General features: G+C 68.1%; 19 protein-coding genes. 10 read left to right on the top strand and 9 right to left on the bottom strand.

From position 1 onward, the window contains the following. The first annotated feature begins 80 nt into the window (after positions 1–80). Positions 81–1,004 (top strand): LysR family transcriptional regulator, encoded by a 924-nt coding sequence (locus AC07OD_RS18305; RefSeq protein ID WP_218296504.1) that lies wholly within the window; start codon positions 81–83, stop codon positions 1,002–1,004. A 42-nt stretch (positions 1,005–1,046) separates the two neighbouring features. Next, positions 1,047–1,673 carry a CDP-diacylglycerol--serine O-phosphatidyltransferase gene (pssA, locus tag AC07OD_RS18300; protein ID WP_218296505.1) on the top strand — a complete coding sequence of 209 codons (627 nt, stop codon included), beginning with the start codon at positions 1,047–1,049 and terminating at the stop codon, positions 1,671–1,673. Between the two features lie 602 nt (positions 1,674–2,275). Here the strand turns inward: pssA and AC07OD_RS18295 are convergent. Both AC07OD_RS18295 and AC07OD_RS18290 read right to left on the bottom strand, forming a co-directional pair. Continuing rightward, positions 2,276–3,733, bottom strand: a complete 1,458-nt coding sequence (locus AC07OD_RS18295) for a hypothetical protein (RefSeq protein ID WP_494597691.1) — start codon at positions 3,731–3,733, stop codon at positions 2,276–2,278. 193 nt (positions 3,734–3,926) lie between these two features. Then, positions 3,927–4,844 (bottom strand): DMT family transporter, encoded by a 918-nt coding sequence (locus tag AC07OD_RS18290; protein ID WP_218296507.1) that lies wholly within the window; start codon positions 4,842–4,844, stop codon positions 3,927–3,929. Positions 4,845–5,139: 295 nt separating this feature from the next. Between AC07OD_RS18290 and minC the strand changes: the two genes are divergently transcribed. The 3 genes from minC (at position 5,140) to minE (ending at position 7,200) form a co-directional block, all read left to right on the top strand. After that, complete coding sequence (gene minC, locus AC07OD_RS18285; protein WP_494597690.1) at positions 5,140–5,907, top strand: septum site-determining protein MinC; 768 nt, start codon at positions 5,140–5,142, stop codon at positions 5,905–5,907. A 204-nt stretch (positions 5,908–6,111) separates the two neighbouring features. Continuing rightward, entirely contained in the window at positions 6,112–6,930 is an 819-nt protein-coding gene (minD, locus tag AC07OD_RS18280) for a septum site-determining protein MinD (RefSeq protein WP_218296509.1), read from the top strand. A gap of 3 nt (positions 6,931–6,933) precedes the next feature. After that, positions 6,934–7,200: a cell division topological specificity factor MinE gene (gene minE / locus AC07OD_RS18275; protein WP_015011987.1), complete on the top strand. Its 267-nt coding sequence runs from the start codon at positions 6,934–6,936 to the stop codon at positions 7,198–7,200. Positions 7,201–7,287: 87 nt separating this feature from the next. Here the strand turns inward: minE and AC07OD_RS18270 are convergent, their stop codons facing one another. Together AC07OD_RS18270 and AC07OD_RS18265 are read right to left on the bottom strand one after the other, a co-directional pair. Then, positions 7,288–7,878, bottom strand: a complete 591-nt coding sequence (locus AC07OD_RS18270; protein ID WP_494597689.1) for an MOSC domain-containing protein — start codon at positions 7,876–7,878, stop codon at positions 7,288–7,290. Continuing rightward, positions 7,875–8,396 carry a flavin reductase family protein gene (locus AC07OD_RS18265; RefSeq protein ID WP_029414219.1) on the bottom strand — a complete coding sequence of 174 codons (522 nt, stop codon included), beginning with the start codon at positions 8,394–8,396 and terminating at the stop codon, positions 7,875–7,877. Before AC07OD_RS18265 ends, AC07OD_RS18270 begins: the two co-directional genes overlap by 4 nt. A gap of 188 nt (positions 8,397–8,584) precedes the next feature. On the opposite strand from AC07OD_RS18265, the gene AC07OD_RS18260 reads away from it, so the two are divergent. The 3 genes from AC07OD_RS18260 (at position 8,585) to AC07OD_RS18250 (ending at position 10,752) form a co-directional block, all read left to right on the top strand. After that, positions 8,585–9,373, top strand: coding sequence for an alpha/beta fold hydrolase (locus AC07OD_RS18260; protein WP_494597688.1), 789 nt, complete (start codon positions 8,585–8,587; stop codon positions 9,371–9,373). Between the two features lie 128 nt (positions 9,374–9,501). Next, on the top strand, positions 9,502–10,260 hold the full coding sequence (locus AC07OD_RS18255; RefSeq protein WP_369641036.1) for a YdcF family protein: 759 nt from the start codon (positions 9,502–9,504) through the stop codon (positions 10,258–10,260). A gap of 282 nt (positions 10,261–10,542) precedes the next feature. Beyond that, on the top strand, positions 10,543–10,752 hold the full coding sequence (locus tag AC07OD_RS18250) for a helix-hairpin-helix domain-containing protein (protein ID WP_492255468.1): 210 nt from the start codon (positions 10,543–10,545) through the stop codon (positions 10,750–10,752). 98 nt (positions 10,753–10,850) lie between these two features. On the opposite strand, the gene AC07OD_RS18245 is transcribed toward AC07OD_RS18250, so the two are convergent. Together AC07OD_RS18245 and AC07OD_RS18240 are read right to left on the bottom strand one after the other, a co-directional pair. Continuing rightward, entirely contained in the window at positions 10,851–11,405 is a 555-nt protein-coding gene (locus tag AC07OD_RS18245; RefSeq protein ID WP_218296514.1) for a flavodoxin family protein, read from the bottom strand. 45 nt (positions 11,406–11,450) lie between these two features. Continuing rightward, a complete protein-coding gene (locus AC07OD_RS18240; RefSeq protein WP_369641038.1) occupies positions 11,451–12,788 on the bottom strand; it encodes a D-amino acid dehydrogenase in 1,338 nt (445 codons plus the stop codon). A 176-nt stretch (positions 12,789–12,964) separates the two neighbouring features. Here AC07OD_RS18240 and AC07OD_RS18235 point away from each other — a divergent pair, with 176 nt between their 5' ends. After that, positions 12,965–13,885 (top strand): LysR family transcriptional regulator ArgP, encoded by a 921-nt coding sequence (locus tag AC07OD_RS18235; protein ID WP_218296516.1) that lies wholly within the window; start codon positions 12,965–12,967, stop codon positions 13,883–13,885. 18 nt (positions 13,886–13,903) lie between these two features. Here the strand turns inward: AC07OD_RS18235 and AC07OD_RS18230 are convergent, their stop codons facing one another. Then, positions 13,904–14,482, bottom strand: a complete 579-nt coding sequence (locus tag AC07OD_RS18230; protein WP_494597687.1) for a midcut-by-XrtH protein — start codon at positions 14,480–14,482, stop codon at positions 13,904–13,906. A gap of 293 nt (positions 14,483–14,775) precedes the next feature. Continuing rightward, positions 14,776–15,831, bottom strand: coding sequence for a helix-turn-helix domain-containing protein (locus tag AC07OD_RS18225; RefSeq protein WP_492254321.1), 1,056 nt, complete (start codon positions 15,829–15,831; stop codon positions 14,776–14,778). Between the two features lie 153 nt (positions 15,832–15,984). Here AC07OD_RS18225 and AC07OD_RS18220 point away from each other — a divergent pair, with 153 nt between their 5' ends. After that, on the top strand, positions 15,985–16,608 hold the full coding sequence (locus AC07OD_RS18220; protein ID WP_218296519.1) for a TetR/AcrR family transcriptional regulator: 624 nt from the start codon (positions 15,985–15,987) through the stop codon (positions 16,606–16,608). Between the two features lie 117 nt (positions 16,609–16,725). Here AC07OD_RS18220 and AC07OD_RS18215 read toward each other — a convergent pair whose 3' ends face one another. After that, the gene (locus AC07OD_RS18215) at positions 16,726–17,148 is read right to left on the bottom strand and encodes a universal stress protein (protein ID WP_218296520.1); all 423 of its coding nucleotides are present in this window, start codon (positions 17,146–17,148) and stop codon (positions 16,726–16,728) included. Positions 17,149–17,188: the final 40 nt, after the last annotated feature.

Below are 17,188 nucleotides of genomic sequence, written 5' to 3'. Positions count from 1 at the left end.
GCCGACAGGATTTCTTGACAATCACATGAAGGATTGACACTCTGTATGAATATTTTTGACAAGCAAGCGGAGCGCGCCACATGGATCTCTCGGCACTGACCCTGCTGGTGGAGATCCTGGACGCCGGCAACCTCAGCCTGGCCGCGCGCAAGCTCAAGATGAGCCGCGCCAACGTGAGCTACCACCTGCACCAGCTGGAGAAGTCGGTGGGCGTGCAGCTGGTGCGCCGCACCACGCGGCGCGTGGAGCCCACCGAGGTCGGGCTGCGCCTGTACGAGCACGGCCGCAGCATCATGAACGAGATGCTGGCGGCGCGCGAAACCATCGCCACGCTGGGCCAGAGCCTGCAGGGGCGCGTGGGGCTGAGCATGCCCCTGGGCTACGGCCAGATGGTCATGGCCGGCTGGCTCATCGAATTCAAGCGTCTGTACCCGGGGATCGTGCTCGAAGTGATGTTCGAGAACCGCGTGAGCGACCTCGTGCGCGAGGACGTGGACATCGCCATCCGCATCATGACCGAGCCGCCGCCGGCCCTGGTGTCGCGGGCCCTGGGGCCCGTGCGCTACGTGGTGTGCGCCGCCCGCGCGTACGCGCAGGAGCACGGCCTGCCCACGCGCCTGGAGCACCTGGCCACGGTGCCGCTCTTCACCTCGGGCTTCATCGGGCGCGAGCTGCGCGTGGCCGCCTACCGGCCCGACGGCCAGCGCGAGGAAGTGCTGCCCCGGCCCACCCTGCTGTCCGAGCATTTTCCCTTCCTGCGCGACGCGGTCCTGGCGGGCCTGGGCGTGGGCCTGCTGCCCGACTACGTGGTGGCGGACCCGGTGCGCGAGGGGCGCATCGTCACCGCGCTCGACGACTACCGCCTGAGCGTCTTTGGCACGCAGATGTTCCTCCTGTACATGCCCAACCGCTACCAGACCAGTTCGGTGCGCACGCTCATTGATTTCATCCTCGAGCGGGCGGGCGGTGTGCCTACAAGAAGCCCGGCACCTGGCCGCCCATAATGGGGCGTTCTCATCCACCATGGCGCGACCGGAGCTCCTGACATGAACACTCCCCGACATCCCAAGCGTTTCTCGATGATCCGCGAATTCCACCTGGCCGACTGGTTCACGCTGGGCAACGCGGTCTGCGGCGTGGGCGCATTGTTCTCGTCGATGACCTACCTGGAAACCGGCGCCGTGGTGCACGTCTACTTCGCCGCCGCCCTCGTGCTGGCCGCGCTCATCTTCGACGTGCTGGACGGCCGCATCGCGCGCTGGCGCCAGAAGAGTTCGGCCATGGGCCGGGAGCTCGATTCGCTGGCCGACGTGATCTCGTTCGGCGTGGCTCCGGCCATCATCGCCTATGGCTGCGGCATGCAGGGCCTGTACGACCGCATCGTGCTGGCCTACTTCGTGGCCTGCGGCGTCTCGCGCCTGGCGCGCTACAACGTCACGGCCGAAACCCTCTCGGGCGACGACGGCAAGGTGAAGTACTTCGAGGGCACGCCCATCCCCACCTCCATCGTGCTCGTGGGCCTGCTGGCCCTGGCGGCCTACCTGGGCGCGGTGCGCGAGAGCCTGTGGTTCGGCAAGGTGCTCATCGGCGGCTTCACGCTGCACCCGCTGGTGCTGCTGTTCGCGCTGTCGGGTTCGCTGATGATCAGCCGGATCCGCATTCCCAAGCTCTGAGCCACTGGCTGGTGGCACGGTCGACCTGCTCGTGCGGCCTATGAACCACTGCAGCGACGGCGGTCATGTGCCCGTCTGGGAACGCAGCGAGCTGACGCCCGAAGAGCTGGCGCGTTGGTCGTGCCTGGCGACCACCACGGGCCGGGCCCTGCTCGACAGCTCGCCGGTGACTGCCTCAAAGACTGCGATGCGGGCAACGACGCGCTAAACCCGCTGGCCCATCCCCGGGGACCAAAACCCCCGCACTGCCTTGTACTACAGGGTACACCTGCATGTTTTCGGGCGAAGCCCCGGGCCACCCACCCGGACTGGTTGTGGGCGAACCGCCCCAGTATTCGAAACTTGCGCAGTCCGAAACCTGGTCCCGGCAGTTCACGCGCCTGGACGACGATGAAGGTGCTGCGCTGGGTGCGCGCATCCCTGGCGCCATGAGGCCATGCCCCCGGTTGACCTGCATTTTGCTATAAAAATAGAAGCTACATACGCTTGCTATATGGCGGTAGGCCTTGTTTTTCCCGGCTTCATTGCCGCGGGGCACGGTCCGTAGGGGGGCTGGAGGTGGCCATCCTCGCGGGGCTTCAGGCCCCCGGGGGCGCGTAACCCTAAGGGCACGTCCAGGCGCCGCTGCGGCGGTTGAACAGCTCGCCACCGAAGAAGAGGGCGTTGCCGTCGTTTGCCAGGGCCCAGGACGCTGCGTCGCGCGCTATGACGGCCTGCCTGCGCCATGTAGCACCCTCGCGGGCGAACAAGGCGATGTGCCACCCGGGCGCCGCACTCCCCGTGCCTGCGCATGTGAGGTCTGCACCAGTGATGTGGAACTCTGCCGGCAACGAGTTGGGTGCGTTCAGGGCTTCGACGGCCAGCGTGGCGCCATCGTTGGAGAGCGCCAAGGCGCTGTACCGCGATGCCGCAATGTCCAGGAAATTCACGATGCCCACGGGCAGCCGCGCTTGCTCGCTCCACGTCCCGCCTCCGCTTTGCGCGTAAACATGCAGGTATGGTGGTGCGAAGCTCTCGCTGCGGGTGATGGCGCCGCTGTTCAACGCCAGCGTGCTGCCATCGCCGGACAGGGCCAGGGCCGTTCCCACGACGCTGCCTCCCGGCGCCAGATGGCTTTGGGGTGCCCAGGTCGTGCCGGTGCGCACGTAGGTGAAAACAGCGTTGGGGGTGTTAGTGGCAGCGCCATAGATCCCCGTGACGGCCAGCAGGTTGCCGTTGGCCGACAGTGCCAGCTTGCCGGGGACGGAGGCCAACTGGCAGGGCTGGGGGCATGCGGCAGGCGTCTGGGTCGATGTAATCGTGGCTTGCAGGCCCCAGGTTGCGCCGCCGCGGTGGTAGATCTGTATCTTGTCGTCTTCAGCCCCCGCCAGGGTGGTGCCGTCCGAAGACAGCGCGATCCGGGACGCGCGCGTGGGGAACTCGGCTTGCTGCTGCCATGGCTGGTCGATGGCCGTGCGCGCGAACACCAACAAGGTGCTTGTCGAACCGCTGGCACCGCGCAGGACCAAAGTCAGGCCGTCCTGGGATATGGGATCGAAATTGCTCGCTGATGATTTGAGGGGCGCACGCCCCGATGGGAATTCATGGCTGATGCTTTTGGGAATGTCCAGCGCCTTCGCTGCGGTGAAGGCTCCACAGCCATCGGTGTTGCAAGCCCGCAGACGGAAGGTGGCGTTGATGAAGTCAGGCAGCCGGGCGAGATTCAGGTAGCCGAACTGTCGTTGAGTCGTGGAGTAGAAACTGAGGCCTTGCGCCTCGCCCATCTGCACTTCCGTTTGAGGCCCTGGGCCATCCGTGTCGGCAAAGAGCTCATAGCGGGTGGCGCCCGGCGTGGCGCTCCACGAAAAACTCAGGGCCCCACCGTTCTCAAAGTTCTCGGGGGCGGCCAGCGCGCCGGTGACGGGAGGCTGGCCTGGCTCTGCGGAGCCTGAGCCGCCACCGCAGCCTGCCAAGGCCAGTGCGGCACAGCTCAAGGCCAGTGCGGCTCGCAAGGTCGGCAAGGCACGTGGGGCCCATTGGTGGGCAGCTTCGGGTGCAAAAGTCATTGTGTTGTGATGCATGGGTGCTTTTTCAGGAAGCGGTAAACGGTGCTCGCGTACCTGTGGTGGTACTTTGCAGCGGTGATTCAAATCGTCCCCATGTGTTCTTCCCACATGCCTGGTTGGACTGGGCACCTTCGACAACAAGTGCCATGAAAATGATAGCTGCCAGTGCCAAGTGAGTAGGCGCAGTAGCACCATTTGATACAAATGATCAGCTCGCGCGCCGGTTCACCAGCACGATCCCCGCCGCTACCAGCACCAGCGCCGCCACCAGTCCGGGCGTCACGGGCTCGCCCAGCCACCAGGTGCCAAACAGCAGCGCGAACACGGGCGTGAGGAACACGAACACCGAGATCTTCGTGGCCGGGTAGTGCGCCAGCATCCACATCCAGGCCAGATAGCTCACGAATGCACCCACGAGTGCCTGCACCAGCAGCGAACCCCAGGCGAAGGTGCTGAACTGCAAGGTCCAGCTTTCGCCCAGGGCCAGCGACAGCCAGGGCAGTGCGGCGGCGCTCACGCCCACCTGGTAGAGCAGCTGCTTGGCGGGCGCCACGCGCGCGAGCGGCGTGGTGCGGATCACCACCGTGGTCAGCGCCCACATCAGGCCCGCGGCCAGGCCCAGCAGGTCGCCCAGCCAGGCACGGGGCAGGGCGGCGTTGGCGGGGCCCAGCAGACCGTCGCCCAGCGCCAGCCCCACGCCCACAAAGGCAGCGGCCAGTCCCAGCCACTGCCAGCCCTGCAGGCGCTCACCGGGGATGAAGCGCGGCAGCAGCAGGGCCACCCAGAACGGGGCGGCATAGAGGAACACCGTGAGGCGCGACGCCGTGGTGTACTGCAGCCCCAGGTAGATGCAGGCAAACTCTCCTGCGAACAGCGCCCCGGCGAGCAGGCCCGCGCGCGGTGCCCCGGCCGGCTCGGCCGCGCCCGACAGCGGCACGCCGCGCCACGCGCACCAGGCGGCGACCGCCACGGTGGCCAGCACGAAGCGCAGAAAGGCCTGGTACACGGGAGCCACCTCGCCCACGGTGGCTTTCACCAGCACCTGCTGGAAGCCCCAGAACATGCAGCAGGCCAGCAGCAGGGCGATGGCCAGGGAATCGATGTGGGTTTTGCGGGGAGAAGACATCGGTCGATTATCAAAGACCCTTGCCCGGCGGCCCGTCGCCCATGCATCCAGGCGCCCCGGAGCGCGGGCGGAAGGCTTCACGGCCCCTCGCGACCCTGGCGGCCATTGGCCCGGTTTCCGATGAAGGCACGGGCTCCCCAGGGAGGGGCGCGGCGCCACGCGCGAGGCGCCGCGCGTTTCCCCTTGTGTTCCCGCGCAGGGCGCCCGGGGAGCGCGAACAGGTTCTTACACGGGCCCACGGTACACTTTGCGCCTTCTGAAACCCGTTCCCGAGCGTCTTTTCCACCCCTCATTCATGGCCCTTACGACGGCGGCGCAGTCCCGCACCAGCTTTGACCTCAAGAGCGCCTCTTTGCCCGTGGTGGCCGTGGTGCTCAAGACCACCGACGCCGCGCTGTTTGCCGCCGACCTGGCCGAGCGCGTGGCCGACGCCCCGGGCTTCTTCGACAATGACCCGGTGCTGATCGATCTGGCCCCTGTGCGCGAAGCGCAGGAACCCATCGATTTCGCGGCCATCATGGCCTTGCTGCGCAGCCACAGCACCCTGCCCGTGGCGGTCCGCGGCGGCAGCCCTGCCCAGATGGATGCCGCGCGCGCGGCCGGGCTGGCCGCGGCGCCCGATGCACCGCCCGTTCGCGCCGAGGCCCCTGCCACCCCGGTGCAGGAAGTGGTGCGCGAGGTGATCCGCGAGGTCGAGGTGGAAGTGGTGCGCGAAGTGCCCATGCCGGGCCCCGGCACCGTGGTGGTGGACAAGCCCCTGCGCTCGGGCCAGCAGGTGTATGCCCGTGGCGCCGACCTGGTGGTGATGGCCGTGGTGAGCTTTGGCGCCGAGGTGATCGCCGACGGCAACATCCACGTCTATGCCCCGCTGCGCGGCCGCGCGATTGCCGGTGCGCGCGGCAACACCGAAGCGCGCATCTTTTCGACCTGCCTGGAGCCCCAGCTGGTGTCCATCGCGGGCATCTACCGCACCACCGAGACCGAGTTGCCCGCCGATGTGCGCGGCAAGCCGGCCCAGGTCCGGCTCGACGGCGAGAAGCTCATCATCGAAGCTCTCAAGTGAAACACCCCCCTATGTCGCTTCGCTCCTTCCCCCCACTCTCGCAGCGCTGCGCGCTGCGCGCAGCGGGACGCTCCCAGCGCGGCGGGGCGGCCCTTGCGCGGGAGCCCTGGTGTGGGCCACGCCCGTGTCAAGCGTCGCCCCGGTGCATGCGCCACGAAAATTGATACTTCATTCATCATCAAACCCCTCAAGAGACCCCAACACATGGCCAAAATCGTCGTCGTGACCTCCGGCAAGGGTGGCGTGGGCAAGACCACCACCAGTGCCAGCTTTGCCACCGGCCTCGCCCTGCGCGGCCACAAGACCGCCGTGATCGACTTTGATGTCGGCCTGCGCAACCTGGACCTCATCATGGGCTGCGAACGCCGCGTGGTGTACGACCTCATCAACGTGATCCAGGGCGAGGCCAACCTGAACCAGGCCCTCATCAAGGACAAGCAGTGCGACAACCTGTTCGTGCTGGCCGCCAGCCAGACGCGCGACAAGGACGCGCTCACGCAGGACGGCGTCGAGAAAGTGCTCAAGGACCTGGCCGCGATGGACTTCGAGTACATCGTCTGCGACTCGCCCGCCGGCATTGAAAGCGGCGCGCTGATGGCCATGCACTTCGCCGACGAGGCGCTGCTGGTGACGAACCCCGAGGTGTCGTCGGTGCGCGACTCGGACCGCATCCTGGGCATGCTGGGCAGCAAGACCAAGCGCGCGATCGAAGGCGGCGAGCCGATCAAGGAGCACCTGCTCATCACGCGCTACAACCCCAGCCGCGTGCAGGACGGCCAGATGCTGAGCCTGGAAGACATCCAGGACATCCTGCGCATCAAGCTGATCGGCGTGATCCCCGAGTCGGAAGTGGTGCTGCAGTCGTCCAACCAGGGCACACCCGCGATCCATGCCAAGGACTCGGATGTGTCCGAGGCCTACAAGGACGTGATCGACCGCTTCCTGGGCGCCACCGACAAGCCGCTGCGTTTCATCGACGCGGAAAAGCCAGGCTTCTTCAAACGCCTGTTCGGGAGCAAATAAGCCATGGCTTCTTTCCTGTCCTTCCTGCTCGGCGAGAAGAAGAAAACCGCCAGCGTCGCCAAGGAGCGGCTGCAGATCATCCTGGCGCACGAGCGCAACGGCCGCAACGCCTCGGAGCCCGACTACCTGCCCGCGCTGCAGCGCGAACTGGTGGCGGTGATCTCCAAGTACGTGAAGATCAACCCCGACGACCTCAAGGTGCACCTGGAGCGCCAGGACAACCTGGAGGTGCTGGAGGTCAAGATCGAGCTGCCCGACACGGTGCGTTGAAGGCTCGGTTTCGAGAAAAATTGGGCTCTGACGCTTATCTGGTAAGCGCTAGTAGCTATCAATATTGATGAATCCAGTGGGGCCTGGTTAGCGCGAGTGCTTTGCCCACTTGCCGGCCAGCGCCTGCGCGATGCTCAGCCCGCGCTGCCCGGGCACCAGCGTGGCGGTCTCTCCGGCGGCGATGGTGCCGGGCTGGTCCACCGCCAGGTAGTAGCCGCAGCACCCGGCCAGGGCCATGGTGCGGCCCGCCTGCGCAAACCCCATGACGGCGTTGAACTTGAAGCATGGCTCGCGCGGGGCACTCACCCGCAGCACGCAGTGGGGGAAATGCCATTCGTCGCCCACAAACACCTCCGCTTCCAGCGGCCCGTCGATGGTGAGGTTCTCCCCCATGAAACCCGGCGGCAAGGTTTCATCGAACAGGCTCACGCCCCGTTCGCGGCGCTGGGTCTGCCAGAACGCGTAGTGGGCGGCGGGGTAGGCGTATACGGCCTTGCCCAGGCCGCCGTGCACGCTCGGGTCGGCCTGCTCGTCCCCCGCCAGGCCCAGCGGGCCCACGGCCACCGGGCCGGTGACGGGCGCCTTGCCGATGGCGGTGAGCACCGAACGTTCGCCCACCTTCAGGCGCCGGGCCAGGCCGATGTTCACGTGGCGCACGGCCACGGTGGGGGTCGTCACAGCGGGTGCTCGGTGTAGAACTTGCCCCCGTGGTACAGCAGGGGCGAGATGCCTTCGCGGTGCTCGCAGCGCTCGACCTCGCCCACAAAGATGGTGTGGTCGCCCTCCTTGTACTGGCTGCGGTTGAAGCACTCGAACGTGGCGGCCGCCCCGGCCAGCAACGGGGCACCGCTGATGCCGGGCCGGTGTTCCAGGCCTGCCCAGCGATCGATGCCGCGCGTGGCAAAACGCTCGGCCAGCGCCTTCTGGTCCGCGGCCAGCACGTGGATGGCGTAGTGCGAGCCGTCGGCAAAGGTGGGCAGGGTGCTGGCGCCGTGCGACAGGCTCCACAGCACCAGCGGGGGCGCCAGCGACACCGAATTGAACGAACTGGCCGTGAGCCCCACCAGGTCGCCCGCAGCCGTGCGGGCCGTGACGATGGTCACGCCCGTGGCAAACATGCCCAGTGCATCGCGAAACTCGCGTGTGGAGAAGCTCGGTGGCAGGGCGAGGGCGGGGCGGGGGGGCGAAGGGTTCACAAAAGCGGTGCCAGCGGTGGCAGCAGGGGGGAGCAACTATTATCAGGCGCCACCCACCACCGCGCTGTTGCGGGGTTTACTTCCGTAAGACTTGCGCAAATCGGGATGCAACCACCACCTGGCGTGGGGGCGAGCTATCTGCCTGAACCCTGTTTTGCGTAAGTCATTTCTGTTCCGTTTTCCACCGCATGGCCGTTCTTCCTACCTTCACCGCCCTGGGCTCCGGCCCCACCGTGCTCATGCTGCACGACGCCGATGGCGACCACCTCACCTTTGCCCCCCAGGTGGAAACGCTGGCCACGGTCGGCTACCGCGCCGTGGCCTGGAACATGCCGGGCTATGGCCGCAGCGCTCCCGTGGAGCCCTACACCTTCAAGGCGCTGGCGCAGAGCTGCCTGGCCCTGATCGACGCCCTGCGGGGTGGCCCGGTCACGCTGGTGGGGCACGGCATGGGCGCCATGGTGGCGCTGGAGGCCGCCGTGCGCGGCCCATCGCAGGTGCGGCGCCTCGTGCTGTGCGCGGGCGGGCCGGCGCTCGATGCGCAGGCGGTGGAAGACTGGGTGGCGCCCCGGCTGCGCGCCCTGAAAGCACTGGATGGCGGTGGCGGCATGGAGGCGCTGGCGCAGACGCTGGTACCCCAGTTCATCGGCACCGGCGCCCTGCCCGAAGGGGTGCGGCTGGCCAGCCATGCGCTGGCCCAGGTGTACCCGGGGGCCTACCGGCGCGCGCTGGAGGCCTTGCCCACGTTTGATCGCGGGGCTGCCGCGCTGGCCCACCTGGCCATGCCCACGCTGCTGGTGGGGGGCGAGCTGGACCGCTGCACACCCCCCGTGGCCCTGGAGGCGCTTGCCCAGGTGCTGCCCGATGCGCAGACCCTGGTGCTGCCCCATGTCGGGCACTGGCCCCAGCTGGAGGACCCCGAGGGTTTCGATGCCGCGCTGCTGGACTTTCTAGCCCAGCGGCGGATGCTGCACTGAGCTTGCCCCATCCCGCAGGGCCGATGGTTCGGCCGTCCAAGCGGTCCATTTTTCCCCCGCCATGCCCTGGCGCCGCCGGGCGGGCTCGTGCAGGCCTGATTGCTCCTTCCCTTTCTCCTTCTGTTGCCATGTGGTTTGCCCTGAAGAAAATACTGTCTGCGCTGCTGTTGCCCCCGGTGTCCAGCATCCTGCTGGCGCTGGTGGGGCTGTGGATCGCGCGCTACCACCGCCGCACGGGCATCACGGTGGTGGTGCTGTCGCTGCTGTCGGTGCTGGTGCTGTCCTGGCCGCCGGTGTCGGATGTGCTGGTGCGCAGCCTGGAGCACCATCCCGTGGTGACCGCCCGGCAGCTGTCCCAAGCGCGCACCCAGGCCATCGTGGTGCTGGGGGGCGGGGCCGACACCGTGGCCCCCGAGTACGGTGTGGATGTGCTCAGTCGGGGCGCCCGCGAGCGGGTGCGCTACGCCGTGCACCTGCAGCAGCAGGCGGGCTTGCCCATCCTGGCGACGGGCGGCTCCACCGGCGGCATGCGGGCCGAGTCGCTGGTCATGAAGGACGTGGTGGAGCGCGAGTTCAAAGGGCGGGTGCGCTGGACGGAGGTGGAGTCGCTCGACACCCGCAGCAATGCCGAAAAATCCGCCATCCTGCTCAAGGCCGCCGGCATCGAGCGCATTGCCCTGGTCACCCACGGCTGGCACATGGTGCGCGCGGCCGGGGCCTTCGAGCGCGCGGGGCTGCAGGTGCTGCCCGCGCCCATGGGCTTCAAGGGCGGGCAGGCCCGCAAGCTGTACCGGGTGTTGCCGCGCGCCTCCGCGCTGGCCGACAGCAGCCTGGCGCTGCACGAATGGCTGGGGATTCTGGTGCAGCGGATGGGGCTGGGCTCCTGACACGACGTTGTCAGCAGCCCGGCAATAGCCTCGTGTGCACCATTCTTGAGAGGGAGCTGCCCATGATGCAGGCCAATGCCGCCGGCACAGCGAAGTGGAAAGGCGCGCCGGGCGCCGGCGCCCCAGCCATGGGAGACGCCGCGCACGCCCCGGTGCCGGATGGATCTGCGGGCCGCCAGAGCCTGGCGAACCTGATGGCGCTCGGGCAGGCGGATACAGTCTCCCTCGTTGCAATGCCCACAGTGGGGTGACATGGGTTTTTCTGCCGCTGAAAAAGAGCAAATGCTGGCCCTGCACGGCGTGGGGGCCACCGTAATTGCGCGCCTGGAGCAGGTCGGGTTTTCGTCGCTGGCCGAACTGGTCGACGCGGATGTGGCCGCGGTGACCAGAACCATCTCGGAGATGATGAGGTCCACCTGCTGGCACAACAGCCCCCAGGCGCGCGGTGCCATTGGCGCCATCGTGGCGCTGGCCCGGAGCCGGCAGCCCTAGCTGTTCTCGCCGGCGGCCCGGCCCCTGTGGCGAAAGCCACACCCACCGCGACCGCAGCAGCCTCACCCTGGGCCGTGCCGGCACGGCGTTGTGGTTAGCTACGCCAGCAAGAAGTCCGGCGCCGCAGCCAGCGCCTGCGCGTCGGCCTGCACCGCCCCCGGCGGCCCGCCCTTGCCCCAGAGCGCGCCGCCCCAGGCCATCGACAGGAACCGGGCGCACAGCTCCACGGAGTCGATCATGGGCTGGGCCTTGGCGCGGTCGCCGCTGGTGGTGATGAGCGCCAGGGTCTTCGCGCCCATGGGCTCCTTGAAGGCCAGGCCAGGCACGCGCATCCAGGCGCTCCAGTGGTCCAGGTAGGTCTTGAGCGGCGAGGGAATGCTGTACCAGTAGACCGGCGCCACGAACACGATGTGCGTGGCCGCCAGCGTGGCGTCCAGCAGCGTCTTCATGTCGCCTTCGGGCGGCGCATAGGTGCCCGAGGTGTGGCGCTGGTCCACGAAGGGCGGCAGGTCCATGCGGGCCAGGTGGTGCCAGGTTTGCGCGGTGCCCGGGGGCAGCGCGGCGGCCGCCTGGCGTGCGAGCCACTCGGTGTTGCCGGTGTGGCCCGGCTCGCGGGTGGACGTGGTGAGAAAGAGGTAGTGCGGTGCAGGCATGGACGGGATCGTAACGGCCCCGGCCCGTGTCTGCTGGCAGTGGCTTCAGGCCGTGGCGACGGCCCGGGGCGCGCGCACGCGCTCGTCGCCCAGGAAGCCGAAGTTCATCGCGGGCTGTTCGCCGCTGATGAGCTCGGCCAGCGCCTTGCCCGAGCCCGCGCCGTGCGTCCAGCCCAGCGTGCCGTGGCCCGCATTCACCCACAGCTTGCCCACGCGGGTCTGCCCGATGAACGGGATGTTGGTGGGCGTGGCCGGGCGCAGGCCGGTCCAGTACTGCGGGTCGCCGCCTTCTTCGGGCGTGCGGGTGTCGCACACGCCGGGCAGGATGGCCTCGATGCGGCGCGACAGCATGTGGCAGCGTGCGCGGGCCAGTGTGCTGTCCAGCGTCAGGTCCCAGCCATTGAGTTCGATGGTGCCCGCCACGCGCAGGTGGTTGCCCAGGCGGCTCATGGCGATCTTCTTGCCGTCGTCGATGGTGGAGACCATGGGCGCGCCCTCGGGCTTGAGCAGCGGGAACGTGGCGCTGTAGCCCTTGCCAGGGTAGATCGGCAGGTCCACGCCCACGCTGCGCAACAGCGGCGCGCTGTAGGAGCCGCAGGCCACGACCACGGCGTCGGCCTTCAGGATGAAGTCTTTTTTGCCCCCACCGCTGGACTGGCGTGCCATGACAGCTACCGAATCAATAGCGTTGCCGATCTTGTTCAGGCGCAGCACGTCGTGGCCATAGAGGAACTGCGCGCCGCGCGCCATGCAGCGGCGGGCGAGTTCCTGCGTGAACACGCGCGCGTCGCCGCTCTCGTCGGTGCTGGTGTAGGTGCCGCCGGTGATCTTGTCGCCGTAGGCCTTGAACGCGGGCTCGATCTGCAGCAGCTCGTCGCGGCTCACCAGGCGCCGTTGCACGCCGTGCTTGCGCATGAGCTCCACCGCATGGCCGGCGGCGTCAAAGGATTTCTGGTCGGTGTAGAAGTGGGCAATGCCGCGTTCCAGCCGGTTGTATTCGATGCCCGTGGTGCTGACCAGGTCCTTGAGGGCGGCATGGCTGTACGCGCCCAGCGCCACGATCTGCTGCACATTGCGCTCGAACGCGGCGTCGTTGCACTGCGCGAGGAACTGCAGGCCCCAGCGCCATTGCTGCCAGTCCATCTGCGGGCGAAACAGCAGCGGCGCTTCCTTGTCGAACATCCACTTGAGCGCCTTGAGCGGCGCCTCGCGGTTGGCCCAGGGCTCGCAGTAGCTCACCGAGATCTGTGCTGCATTGGCAAAACTGGTTTCGAGCGCAGCATCGGGCTGGCGGTCGATCACGATGACTTCGTGACCGCGTTCCAGCAGGTGCCACGCCGTGCTGGTGCCGATGATGCCTGCGCCGAGAACAATGGTTTTCATATGCGGAATGCCTTGTGAGCCTTTGCGTGCCACCCGCCCCAGTGCGGGACACGATGGGGCGCAGTGTGCGCGACATTGCATTCAACTAAAAGCAAAATTAAACTTACTCCAAAAACATCAGCGCACCTAATAAACGGTGCGGTAGAGACAATCCTCTTTTGTTCGAGCCCGAGACCATGAGCACCTACGATCCCGCCGCCCTGGAATGCCTTGCCGCCATCGTCGAGGAAGGCGGCTTCGAACGCGCCGCACAGCGCCTGAATGTCACGCAGTCGGCGGTGTCGCAGCGCCTGCGCGCGCTGGAGGCGCAGGTGGGCTCGGTGCTCATCGTGCGCAGCCGTCCGCTGCGGCCCACCTCGGCGGGGCAGTTGCTGCTCAAGCACACCAAGCAGCTGCGACTGCTGCGCGCCGACCTGGAGCGCGACCTGCACGAACTCGCGCCCAGCGCCCCCGGCGGCACGCGTGAGGACGAACGCATCTCGATCGCCATCAATGCCGACAGCATCGCCACCTGGGCCATGGGCGCGCTGCACGACCTGGTGCGCCAGCGCCTGCCGCTCGAAATCATCGTGGACGACCAGGACTTCACCCAGGAATGGCTGCGCTCCGGCCAGGTGCTGGGCTGCGTGACCACGCTCAAGCAGGCCCTGCGCGGCTGCAAGATGGTGCCTCTGGGCGCCATGCACTACGTGGCGGTGGCGTCTGCGCCCTATGCGCAGCAGCACCTGCCCCAGGGGCTCACGCCGCACAACTTCCGCGAGGTGCCGTTCCTGTCGTTCAACCGCAAGGACGACATGGCCGCCGAATTCGTGGCCCGTGCCTTCGGCCTCAAGCGCGTGGCGCTCAACCACCTGTTCGTGCCCGGGTCGGAGGCGCAGATGCGCGCCGTGGCCGCCGGCTGGGCGGTGGGCGTGGTGCCCGAGCTGCTGGCGCGCGGGCCCATCGCCGACGGCAGCATGGTGGACCTGGCGCCCGGCCGCAGGCTGCCGATCCAGCTGTACTGGCACTGCTGGAACCTGGAGTCGGCGGTGCTGGACGCGCTCACGGCCGCGCTCACGGCCACGGCCGCCCGCACGCTCGAGGCGCCGGCGGCCTAGCCGGGGCGGCGGCTGCGTTCAGTGCGGCCGGCCCACCACGAGATGGCACGAGGCCATGGGCGCCAGCGTCTGCCCCACCGTGCATCGGGTCTCATCACCCGGGCCCTGGATGCGGTGCGCGGCGGTCACGCTCACGGCGGTGATCCGCTGGGGGCGGTCCGTGGTGTTGCGCACCTCGTAGGCGTGCAGGTAGTCGGCGAATGCACGTTCCAGGTCGGGGTGGTCGGGAATGTCGGCCACGCCCCCCGCCGGGTTGTCCAGCGGGACATCGCTGGAGGGCACCGCGATCGCCTGTCCGCCCCACGGCATGCACAGCAGCGCCGCGCAGGCCAGCAGCCCCGGCACGATGGCGCGGACCACGCCGTGCCCCGCGTGGCGCAGCAGGTGGCGGGCCGCGGCGGCCAGGAGCAGCACCAGCACCAGCAGCCCCCATTGCGACAGCGTGGGCACGGCGGCCGGGGCCGCCAGCGGGGCATAGGCCACCGCGCCCACGGGCGCGCCCTGGGCCCAGGCGGCGGGGGCTGCAGCGGCGACGGCCCACAGCAGGGCGATGCGTGGGGCGCTTGCAGGGCGACGGGAGGGATGGTTTTTTTGCATGAAATTGCCTTGTAGCGCTTGTTTTAAAAGGGTGAGTAGCTATTGCTTTGGGAGTGACGCGCGAGCCCTGCGACGGGACCCGGGCCGCCGTCGGTCAAGGCCAAGCCCACGCTGCGCCGGTTGGCCGCGAAAAGGGCGGCGGCGATGCCGCGGACAAGGAACATGGTGGCGCGCACGGAGAAGAAGCGAAGGAGGGCTGCCGCGCATGCTAGGCAGCATTCACGGCGCGGCTTGACTGTGCGTTTCAGGGCGCTTGACTGCCCGTGCCGCCGAGGGATCGGCAAAAGCGGGTGCTACACCCTCAAGCCGCGCAGCCAGTCCGCGTATTCGGCGGTGGTCTGCCCGCTGGCGCCGTCCGGGCCCTTGCGGGGCGCTTGCCAGCCGCGCCCCATGGCACGCACGTCGCTGGGCGTGAGGCCAAAGGTCGTGCGAAAGGCGCGGCTGAAATGCGCCTCGCTGGTGAACCCGGCGCGCGTGGCGATCTCGCCCACCCGCAGCCGGCGGTTGGCCGGGTTGGCCAGCGCGTGGAACGCCCGGGCCAGGCGCTGCTGCTGCACGTAGTGCGCCACGCCGCCCAGCGGCTCGAACAGCCGGTACAGCATGCTGCGCGAGACGCCGAACGTGCGGCTCAGCAGTTCGGGGCTGAGCGGGGCCCCCAGGTGCTGCGCGATGTATTGCTGGATGCGTCCGAGGGTGACACCCTGGATCTGTGGTTCCGCCTGGGCGAGGGTGTCGCGGCCCGGGCGCAGGCAGGCCGCCAGCATCTGCGTGGTGGCCTGCACCACGGCGGGCGCCTCGGGGAGGGTGACGGTGGGCAGCCGCCGATGCAGCGACTGCAGGTAGTCGCTGAGCAGCCCGCCCAGCGCCGTGTGGCCGCGCAGCACCGTGCCGTGCAGGTCGGCCGAGGGGCTGCAAAAGGCCTCGTCGGCGATCTCGCGGGGCACGACGATGGACAGGACGTGCGAGGGGCTGGCGTAGGTGCGCTGCGTGCGGCCGAGGTCGAACACGGTGATGTCGCCCGCGCGCACCTGCATGTCCACGCCGTCGTCGTGCTGGCCCACGAACCCGCCGCTGCGGTACCACTGCACCAGGTAGTGGTTGACCCCGTCGCGCGCCACGCGCGGCGTACCGCGCGAGAACTGCTGCCGGCCAAAGCGCAGGTCGCCCACCAGCAGGGCGCCCAGGTGGCTGGCGGTGACCGATGCACTGAAGCTCTCCAGCGGATCGCGGTCCAGCGGCGCGACATCGAAGACCACCGAAATGCTGCTGCGCCAGGCCTCGAAGCGCTCTTCGCCGGAACCCTGGTCGGTGGTGAAAACTGTCGATGGCAGGGCGTGCGGCGTGGACATGGCGGCGCGATTATGGGGGCGGGTGCTGCAGTGCACCAGCGCAGATTGCCCGCCCTCGCGCCCAGGCCCGCGGCACGATTCCTGCTGGAGAAAATGTGAACGACGTAGTTGCATTGCAACTTGGTCATTTATTTTTTTACTGTGATGTATAAAATGGACGCCATGCAAACGCAGCCCCCCAAAGCCTCGTTCAAGGAGCAGATGCACCAGGCGCGCGAGGATGCCATCCTCCAGTCCACCTGCCAGCTCCTGGGCGAAAAGGCCTTCGACGCCATGACCATGGACGATGTGGCCAACGCCGTGGGCATTGCCAAGGCCAGCCTGTACAAGCACTTTTGCAGCAAGGAAGAGCTGTGCAGCGCCGCCATGGTGCAGATCCTGGCGCGGGTGCGGGCCTATCTGGCGGACCTGCCCGCCGAAACGCCACCCCTCGAAAAGCTCCATGCGCTGGTGCGCTGGTCGCTGGAGCGCCTGCTGAGCAATGAAATGCCGCTGCTGCCCAGCCGCAACTCCACGCTGCGCGCGGTGCTCATGGCCAACAAGGACTATCTCAACGGCCTGGTGGCGGTGAGCGACCAGATCGGCGAATGGATCACCCAGGCCCAGGCCGAGGGCGTGATCAACCCCACGCTGCCACCGCTGGTGGTGCTGTACACCTTGTATGCGCGGGCCTGTGACCCGGTGGTGAGCTTCCTCAAGGAAGGCGGCCAGTATTCGGATGCGCAGATCGTGGATCTGGTGGTGCGCACCTGTTTCGACGGGCTGGCTGCGCGGTAGCGGCAGCCCGTTCCGGCGTTTCGTCCCTCGTAAGAAAGCCCGGCATGCCGGGCTTTCTTGTCTTGTGGGCGAAAAACCCTGCCGAGGCAGGGCGCGGCCTGCGCCGGGCGGCGGGGCTCAGCGCACGAGCAGCACGGGCACCTTGCTGTGGGCGAGCACCTGCGTGGTGACCGAACCCATGACCAGGGTGGCCAGGGCCCCGTGGCCGTGGGAGCCCATCACCAGCAGGTCGAACTTGCCGCTGTCGGCCACCTTGGCGATGTTCTCGCCCACCGTGCCGACCTTGACGCTGCGCTTGGCCTCCACACCGTGGCGCGCGAGAAACTTGCACACGGGCGCCAGGATTTTCTCGGCTTCTTCGGCGTGGTAGTTCTCCACGACTTCCTTGCCCAGGGCCGCGCGGGCACGCGCGGGCAGCGGGGCCTGCACGGTGAGCACCGTGTACTGGTGGTTGCCCCCCAGCAGTTCTTCGTGGGTGGCCAGGTAAGCCAGCATTTTCTTGGTGTAGGCGCTGCCGTCGACAGCAAGCAGGATGTTCATGGTGTTCTCCGAAAAGGAATGGGTCAGACTAACGTGCGCG

This window comes from Acidovorax sp. GW821-FHT10E03, from assembly GCF_059415205.1.
The sequence above is the reverse complement of the archived record's forward strand: the minus strand, read 5'-3'. Positions and strand labels throughout refer to the sequence as shown.